This is a genomic window from Streptomyces sp. NTH33 (assembly GCF_003236365.1).
GTDB lineage: Bacteria > Actinomycetota > Actinomycetes > Streptomycetales > Streptomycetaceae > Streptomyces.
In genome coordinates, this window is record NZ_POTZ01000314.1 from 1 (window position 1) to 8,346 (window position 8,346).

At 71.7% G+C, this 8,346-nt stretch carries 7 protein-coding genes; 3 read left to right on the forward strand and 4 right to left on the reverse strand.

The window, feature by feature from the left end; genetic code table 11:
- On the reverse strand, positions 1–440 hold a 440-nt coding region (locus C1I97_RS25485), incomplete at its 3' end, for a streptophobe family protein (RefSeq protein ID WP_220040858.1).
- 241 nt (positions 441–681) lie between these two features.
- Between C1I97_RS25485 and C1I97_RS25490 the strand changes: the two genes are divergently transcribed.
- Positions 682–3,201 (forward strand): ABC transporter ATP-binding protein/permease, encoded by a 2,520-nt coding sequence (locus C1I97_RS25490; protein WP_111005511.1) that lies wholly within the window; start codon positions 682–684, stop codon positions 3,199–3,201.
- 109 nt (positions 3,202–3,310) lie between these two features.
- Here C1I97_RS25490 and C1I97_RS25495 read toward each other — a convergent pair whose 3' ends face one another.
- The 3 genes from C1I97_RS25495 to C1I97_RS25505 all read right to left on the reverse strand — a co-directional run bounded on the left by C1I97_RS25495 (position 3,311) and on the right by C1I97_RS25505 (position 6,120).
- Positions 3,311–4,045: a transglycosylase SLT domain-containing protein gene (locus C1I97_RS25495; protein ID WP_111005512.1), complete on the reverse strand. Its 735-nt coding sequence runs from the start codon at positions 4,043–4,045 to the stop codon at positions 3,311–3,313.
- A 297-nt stretch (positions 4,046–4,342) separates the two neighbouring features.
- A complete protein-coding gene (locus C1I97_RS25500; RefSeq protein ID WP_111005513.1) occupies positions 4,343–5,428 on the reverse strand; it encodes an S-adenosylmethionine:tRNA ribosyltransferase-isomerase in 1,086 nt (361 codons plus the stop codon).
- Positions 5,425–6,120 carry an SDR family NAD(P)-dependent oxidoreductase gene (locus C1I97_RS25505; protein ID WP_111005514.1) on the reverse strand — a complete coding sequence of 232 codons (696 nt, stop codon included), beginning with the start codon at positions 6,118–6,120 and terminating at the stop codon, positions 5,425–5,427. The genes C1I97_RS25500 and C1I97_RS25505 overlap by 4 nt, the downstream gene beginning before the upstream one ends.
- 273 nt (positions 6,121–6,393) lie before the next feature.
- Between C1I97_RS25505 and C1I97_RS25510 the strand changes: the two genes are divergently transcribed.
- Positions 6,394–7,539, forward strand: a complete 1,146-nt coding sequence (locus C1I97_RS25510) for a GAF domain-containing sensor histidine kinase (protein ID WP_111005515.1) — start codon at positions 6,394–6,396, stop codon at positions 7,537–7,539.
- Complete coding sequence (locus C1I97_RS25515; protein ID WP_111005516.1) at positions 7,532–8,170, forward strand: response regulator; 639 nt, start codon at positions 7,532–7,534, stop codon at positions 8,168–8,170. Before C1I97_RS25510 ends, C1I97_RS25515 begins: the two co-directional genes overlap by 8 nt.
- Positions 8,171–8,346: the final 176 nt, after the last annotated feature.

Here is an 8,346-nt window from a genome sequence, read left to right on the forward strand (position 1 = left end):
GCCCAGGCCAGCCCGCCCAGCATCGCCACGAACAGCGCCACCACCGCGCCCGCCCGGGCGAGGAGTTCGGCCGGGGCGATCACAATTCCCGCCGTGCGCAAGGACCGCAGGAAGAACCACGACAGCAGCAGCGCTCCGACCAGGCTCACCCCCAGTGGCGTGATCTGGAGGGCGGTGTGCGCCTCGGCGCCCTTCAGGCCGAACGCGGACACCTCACCGGACGGCGTGACCGAACCACCCGCCCCAAGTGCCACCACCGCGGCGGTCATCGGCCCGAGCGAACCGGCCGAGTCGGCCCGCAGCAGGTGCAGACCCAACGCCGCCGTGCCCGCCATGCCGATCAACGCCCAGCTCACGGAGGTGATCGCGGTCAGCAGCACATCCAGCCAGGGCAGGCGCGCACCACGCCTCGCGGCCCCGGCCTGAGTGGCAACGCTCATGGCAGACCCCCCGATCCGCGGCGCGGCGTGGCCGCCGCGCATGTCCCCCTCGGGGGAAATACCACTCTCCGGCCCGGTTTCAACCCCGTCAACGGGAAACCGCCGAAGCGGACGTACTCACTCTGCACAAGGCCCGGGTTTCGGTCAGAGAGCGGAGCCTGAAATAGTTCCCCACGATGTTCGACATCCCTAGACTCCCTGCGACGGGGGTAACTCGGGGGACAACTCAGTGGGGCTTGGAGTGCCGGAACTCGTACTGGAAACCAATGGACGGACCTGGACGCTCGACCCGTCCAGGCCTTACACCCTGGGACGCGATCCCCAGGGAGACATCGTGTTCGACGACGCCAGGGTCTCCTGGCGCCATGCCACGGTCAGGTTCAACGGCCGCAGTTGGGTCATCGAGGACCACGGCAGCACCAACGGCACGTTCGTGCAGGGCCGACGGATCCAGCAGGTGGAGATCGGCCCCGGCTTCGCGGTCCATCTCGGCAACGCGACCGACGGACCGCGCCTGAGCCTCTCCGCCGCGGCCGCCGTGGGCACGCCGCAGGCCCAGCCCCAGCAGCAGCCGTACGCCGCCCAGGGCGCCGATCCCGGCTGGGCGAAGCAGCAGACACCGCAGCAGCAGGCGCCGCAAGCCGGCCGGCAGCAGCCGCAGCAGGGGCCGCAGGCACCGTCGATCCCGCACCAGCAGGGCCCCGGCGGCGCCGGCGCGCCGCCCGTCCACGGCGACCGCAGCCCCACCACCTTCCACCAGTTCTCGCTCGGCCGTGTGATGCGCATCGGCCGTGCCCTGGAGAACGACCTGGTCGTCTCCGACCTCCAGGTCTCCCGCAGCCACGCGGAGTTCCACGCCACACCCGACGGCCGCTTCGAGATCCGCGACCTCGGCTCGCACAACGGCACGTACGTCAACGGCCATCCGGTCCCCAAGGGTGGCTCGGTGCAGCTCGGCCCGACCGACATCGTCGGCGTCGGCCACTCGACGTTCCGGATCGTCGGCGACCGGCTGGAGGAGTTCGTCGACACCGGTGAGGTGTCCTTCTCCGCCCGCCGGCTGACCGTGACGGTCGACGGCGGCAAGCAGATCCTCCGCGACGTCTCCTTCGGCGTCCCGGAGAAGTCGCTGGTCGGCGTCATCGGCCCGTCCGGCTCCGGCAAGTCGACCCTGCTCAAGGCGCTCACCGGCTACCGGCCCGCCGACCAGGGCGAGGTCCTCTACGACAACCGGAACCTCTACAAGCAGTTCGCCGAGCTGCGCCAGCGCATCGGTCTGGTCCCGCAGGACGACATCCTGCACAAGGAGCTGACCGTCAAGAAGGCGCTGAAGTACGCGGCCAAGCTGCGCTTCCCGGCCGACACCACGGTCGCCGAGCGCGAGGCCCGCATCGACGAGGTGCTGCGCGAGCTGAAGCTGGACGTCCACAGGGACAAGAAGGTCACCTCCCTCTCCGGCGGCCAGCGCAAGCGCGTGTCGGTGGCCCTGGAGCTGCTCACCAAGCCGTCGCTGATCTTCCTGGACGAGCCGACCAGTGGCCTCGACCCGGGCATGGACCGTGACGTCATGCAGCTGCTGCGCGGCTTGGCCGACGACGGCCGCACCGTCCTCGTCGTCACTCACTCGGTGGCCGAGCTGGCGCTGTGCGACAAGCTGCTGGTGATGGCGCCGGGCGGCGCCGTGGCCTACTTCGGCCCGCCCGAGGAGGCGCTGAACTTCTTCGGCTACGACACCTGGGCCGATGTCTTCTCCGCCTTCGAGAACTACCGCGACTACGACTGGGCGGGCCGCTGGAAGGGCTCGCAGCACTACCAGATGTACGCCGCGGACATCGACGCCGCCGCCCCGCAGTCCGCACACATGCCGCCGCCGCAGGCCATCAAGCCGCCCAAACCGCAGAGCTGGGGCTCGCAGCTGCTGACCCTGATCCGGCGGTACATGGCGGTGATCGCCTCCGACAAGGGCTTCCTGGCGCTGTCGGTGATCCTGCCGGCGGTGATCGGCGCGGTCAGCCTGCTCATCGACCACAATCGCGGGCTGCTGGTCAACCCGCAGGTCAACCGGACGACGGGGCTGCACATCCCGAACGGCACGGCGACCACGGTGCTGCTGATCATCGCGGTCGGAGCCTGCTTCGCGGGCGCCGCGAACTCCGTCCGTGAGCTGATCAAGGAACGGGTGATCTACGAACGGGAACGCGCGACCGGCCTGTCCCGCTCGGCGTACCTGATGTCGAAGGTGGTCGTGCTCGGCATCGTCACCGTGCTGCAGGGCCTGATGGTCGGCCTGATCGGCTTCTCCAGCCGGGAGATCCCGGAGAAGGGCCTGGTCCTCGGCAACGCGACGCTGCTCGAACTGTGCCTGCCGATCATGGGGCTCGGCTTCACCTCGATGATGTTCGGCCTGGTCATCTCCTCGCTGGTGAAGACCGCGGAGAAGACCATGCCGCTGCTGGTCATGTTCGCGATCGTCCAGGTCGTCTTCACCGGCTGCCTGTTCACCCTGAACGGCACCATCGGCGTCAACGAGTTCTCGTACCTGATGCCGTCGCGCTGGGCGGTGGCCGCCGCCGGCGCCACGCTGGACTTCAACAACATCGCCCCGAACACCGACGACCCGTCCAGCACCGACCCGCTGTGGGACCACGCGGCCTCGGCCTGGGCCCTCGACATGGCCGCGCTGGTCGCCCTCGGCGTGGTCTGCGGCTTCCTGGTGGCGCGCTTCCTGCGCCGCCACGAGCCGGAGGTCATGCGCAAGTAACCGCACGAGGCCGTGTCATGACGCCGAAGGGCGGCACCCCACAACGGGGTGCCGCCCTTTCCGCGTCTCGTCGAGGTCCGCGCCGGCCCCAGTACGTCGGTACGCGACGTCAGTACGCGCTGTTGACGTTGTCGATCGAGCCGTACCGCTTGGACGCGTAGTTGGCGGCGGCGGTGATGTTGGCGACCGGGTCGTAGATGTTGTGGGACGTGCCGGGGACGTGGTACGCCCGGAAGGTCGGCTCGATGACCTGCAGCAGGCCCTTGGACGGGATGCCGTTGCGGGCGTTGATGTCCCAGTTGTTGATGGCGTTGGGGTTGCCCGAGGACTCCCGCATGATGTTCTTGTGCAGGCCGTGGTAGGAGCCGGGGATGTTGTGCTGCTTCATGACGGCCAGCGACTGCCGGATCCAGCCGTCCAGGTTGTTGCCGTAGCTGGTGGAGGTGGCGACCGTCTGCATCTGCGGGCGCTCGGCGGACCGGCTCGCGGCCTGCTTGACCTGGTGCCCGGCCCGGGCCTTCGTGACGGCGGCCTTCTTGGCGGCCGTCTTCTTGGCGGTGGCCTTCTTGGCGACGGCCTGCTTCTTGGCCTCGATGGCCTGGATCTTCACGCTGTCACCGGCGAGCTGGTCGGTGACGCTGGCCCGGACGCCCTTGATCGGCTGGGTGCTCAGCTGTACCGGAGCCGCGGTGACGGCGGCGGTGCCGGTCGTCGTCTGGGCCTGGCTGGGCGCGGCGGAGACGGCCAGGGTGGCGGCGCCGAGGGCGGCGGCACCGGCGAGGACGACCTTGCGGCGCTTGGTCAGGGCACGGCTGTGAGCACGGAGACGGACGTTTGCGGGCATGGCGAATGGACCTCTTCGAGTAGCGCGGAGGTCGCTCTCCGGACTGCGGGAGGGGGTCCTTCCCGCGCAAACGCCGCGAACGGAAATCCGCGGCGTTGAGCGACGGGGGTAATTCTTAGCTGCCGCAAAAACAGCGGGCAAAGGTGTGACGTACGAAGCCGGATAGTGGAACGGGAACAGATAAAACGGGACAGATCGGACCATCTGTCCCGTTCACGTGGGGAGCCTGTGTCTCCTATGTCGCTTCGTACGTGATGTGCGTCCTATGCGCGGCCTCACACCGGTGGAGGGGTTTCCTCACGCCTGGTTGCCGTCGCAACGCTCCGGGTGAGCGGTTTTCGCCGGAAGGACGAGATGCACATCGCCGAACTCGTGCCAGAGGTAGTGCCCGCGAACGGCCTGCTCGTAACCGCGCTCGACCGCCGCCCGTCCCGCGACCGCCTCCAGCATCAGCAGGTGCGAGGCCTCCGGCTCGTGCAGCCCGGTCAGCAGCCCGTCCACGACCCGTACGCCACGCTCGGGCGTCACCACGAGACCGGTCCACCCCGCGGCCGCCCGGACCACACCGTCCGGCCCGGCCGCCGACTCCACGGCCCGCACCGCCGTGGTCCCCACCGCAATCACCCGGCCACCGCCCGCCCGTACGCCGTTGATCAGCCGGGCCGACGCCCCGGACACCGAGAACCGCTCCGGATACGGCGGCTCGTGCGCCTCGGCCGAGGCCACGCCCGTGTGCAGGACGACCGGCGCGAACAGCACCCCCCGGCTCACCAGCCGAGCCACCAGCCGCCCCGTGAAGGGCCGGGCCGCGCTCGGCATCTCCGCGCTGCCCGAGCCGTCGGCCGACGGCACCGCGAACACCGTCTGGTACACGGACAACGGCTGGTCCCGCTCCGTATAGGAGTAACGGATGGGCCGCCCGTGCACCCGCAGCATCCCGAGCACCGACGGCCCCGACACCCGCGCCCAGCACAGTCGCGCGCTCTCCGCGCTCAGCGGCTCCTCCAGCACCAGCCGCACGCCCCCGGGCAGCACCACCTCCGTATCCGCAGGTGTGCCCGCACGCGCGCGCGTAGTACCCGTCCCGTCCGGGTCCCGTATCTCCACCGCCCAGCGGCCGTCGTCCCCGCGCGTGGAGAAGTGCACCACCACACGCGCGTGCCCGATCCGCCCGTCCACCGCGGCGGCCAGCGTGGGGGAGGTGTTCACCACCAGCAGATCCCCGGCGCACAGCAGCCGCGGCAGCTCCCGGAAGGCGTGGTGCGACGCCTCGGTGCCGTGCGACACCAGCAGACGTACGGCGTCCCGGTCCAGCCCGGGCCCCCGCTGTTCGGCCGGCACCCGCGCCGACAGCTCCCGCGGAACCCGCACGGTCAGGGTCATCGCCCCTCCAGCAGGGCGGGCGCGCTGTAACGGCCGCTCGCCGGACGCTCCTCCAGCAGCCGCAGGAACGCCGGCACCACATGGCCCGGCGCCGGACGCGGGGCGTCGTCGTCCGGTACGGCCGCCGCATACAGGTCGGTGGCCATGTCCCCCGGGTCCACCGCCCACACCCGCAGCCCCGGCTCCTCCTCGGCGAGCACCGCCGCCAGATGGTCCAGCGCCGCCTTCGACGCCCCGTAGCCGCCCCACGTCCCGTACGCCTCGACGGCCGCGTCCGAACTCACCGCGATCACCGTGCCGCGCGCCGACTCCCGCAGCAGCGGCAGCGCCTCCTGCACCAGCCCCAGCGCGGCGACCGCGTTCACCTCCAGCGCCCAGCGCAGCCCCTCCACAGGCAGCTCCGCCAGCCGCACCAGCGGCTCCGCGCCCAGCGCGCTCGCGTTGTGCACCACCAGATCGGCACCGCCCAGCTTGCGCGCCACCGTCACCAGCTCGGCCCGGTGCCCGGCGTCCGTGACGTCCCCGGGCAGGGCCTCCACGCGCGTGCCGTGCGCGGAGACGGCCCGAGCCGCTTCCCCCAGCACCTCCGCACTCCTGGCGTCGAGCACCAGATCCCAGCCGCGCGCGGCCAGCGCCTCGGCCAGCGCCCGCCCCAGGCCCTTCGAAGCCCCTGTGATGATCGCTACCGGCATGACACCCGCTCCCTGTTCATGACACCCGGTCCTCGCCGCCGGGCCGTCCTCGTGCGCCTCCTGACCGGCGCGCCGCCCACCGTAGGAACGGCGCCCCCGGCGCCGCCTCGGACGCGAGCCGCAAACCGGCGGGGTCCTTCGCCGTAGGGCGAGCGGCCCGGCCCCGCCGGCCCGGGCCGCTCGCGCTCGGCCCGCGGACCTAGGTCCAGCGGCCCGGACAGGGCCGTCACGGGGCCGATCCGCGGTGTCGGACCCCGCCGGTACCGTGAGGACATGAGTCAAGGTCCCCGGTCCGGCCTCGCCGCGGTGAGCTCCGCGCTGCTGGCCATGAGCAGGCACCTCGAGGTGCGCGACGTCCTGAAGACGATCGTCGTCTCGTCCCGCGAGCTGCTCGACGCGCGGTACGCCGCGCTCGGCGTACCGGACGACCACGGCGGCTTCGCCCAGTTCGTGGTCGACGGGATCAGCGAGGAGCAGTGGCGGGCCATCGGCCCGCTCCCGCGCCAGCACGGCGTCCTCGCCGCGATGCTGCACCAGGCGAAGGCCGAGCGCATCGCGGACGTGCGCAAGGACCCGCGCTTCGAGGGCTGGCCGGCCGCCCACCCGGAGATGTCCGACTTCCTGGGGCTGCCGATCCGCGACGGCGACGAGGTCATCGGCGCGCTGTTCCTGGCGAACAAGCGCTGTCCCAAGCCCGAGGGCAGCTGCGGCTTCACCGAGGAGGACGAGGAACTGCTCTCCATCCTCGCCCAGCACGCCGCGATCGCCCTCACCAACGCCCGTCTCTACGAACGCAGCCGCGAGCTGACCATCGCCGAGGAGCGCTCCCGCCTCGCCCACGAACTGCACGACGCGGTCAGCCAGAAGCTGTTCTCCCTGCGCCTGACCGCCCAGGCCGCCGCCGCCCTCGTCGACCGCGACCCGGTGCGCGCCAAGGGCGAACTGCAGCAGGTGGCCGCCCTCGCCGCCGAAGCGGCCGACGAACTGCGCGCCGCCGTAGTGGAGTTGCGTCCCGCGGCCCTCGACGAGGACGGCCTGGTCGCCACCCTCCGCACCCAGATCCAGGTCCTCGACCGCGCCCACAGCGCGCGCGTCACCTTCACCGCCCGCGGCCCGCGCGCCCTGCCGGCCGCCCAGGAGGAGGCCATGCTCCGCGTCGCCCAGGAAGCCCTGCACAACGCGCTGCGGCACGCACGGGCGGAGCACGTCGACGTCACCCTGGACCGCCACGGCCGCGGTGCCGTCCTGCGGATCACCGACGACGGCACCGGCTTCGACCCCAGGGCGGTACGCCGGGCCGGCCGCCACCTCGGCCTGGTCTCCATGCGGGACCGGGCGAGCGGTGTCGGCGGCCGGCTGACGGTGGAATCGGCGCCCGGCAAGGGCACCGTGATCGAGATGGAGGTCCCCGGTGGCTGAACCGATCAAGGTGTTGCTCGTCGACGACCACCAGGTGGTCCGCCGGGGCCTGCGCACTTTCCTGGAGGTACAGGACGACATCGAGGTCGTGGGCGAGGCGGCCGACGGCGCCGAAGGCGTCGCCCGGGCCGAGGAGCTGAGGCCCGACGTCGTCCTCATGGACGTCAAGATGCCCGTCATGGACGGCGTCGAGGCCCTGCGCCGGCTCCGCGCACTCGACAACCCCGCGCGCGTGCTGATCGTCACCAGCTTCACCGAACAGCGCACGGTCGTCCCGGCCCTGCGCGCGGGCGCCGCCGGGTACGTCTACAAGGACGTGGACCCCGACGCCCTCGCCGGCGCCATCCGCTCGGTGCACGCCGGCCACATCCTCCTCCAGCCGGAGGTGGCGAACGCCCTGCTGTCCCAGGAGGAGACCAGCACCGGCCAGGGCCGCGGAACCTCCCTGACGGAACGGGAACGCGAGGTCCTCGCCCTGATAGCCGACGGCCGCTCCAACCGCGAGATCGCCCGGTCCCTGGTCCTCTCCGAGAAGACCGTCAAGACCCACGTCTCCAACATCCTGATGAAACTGGACCTCTCCGACCGCACCCAGGCCGCCCTGTGGGCGGTGCGCCACGGAGTGAGCTGACCCCGCACCCCGCACCCCGCGGCCGACCGCGTGCGATCCGCAGCCGGCCGCGCCGCCCCCGTCATCCCGCGGGCAGCCGCGTGCCCGTCATCCCGCGGGCATACGTGCCGCCTGGGCGGCACGGGTGGGCGCGAACGGTGCCCCGCGAACGCCGGGTTGCGCGACCCACCCCACAG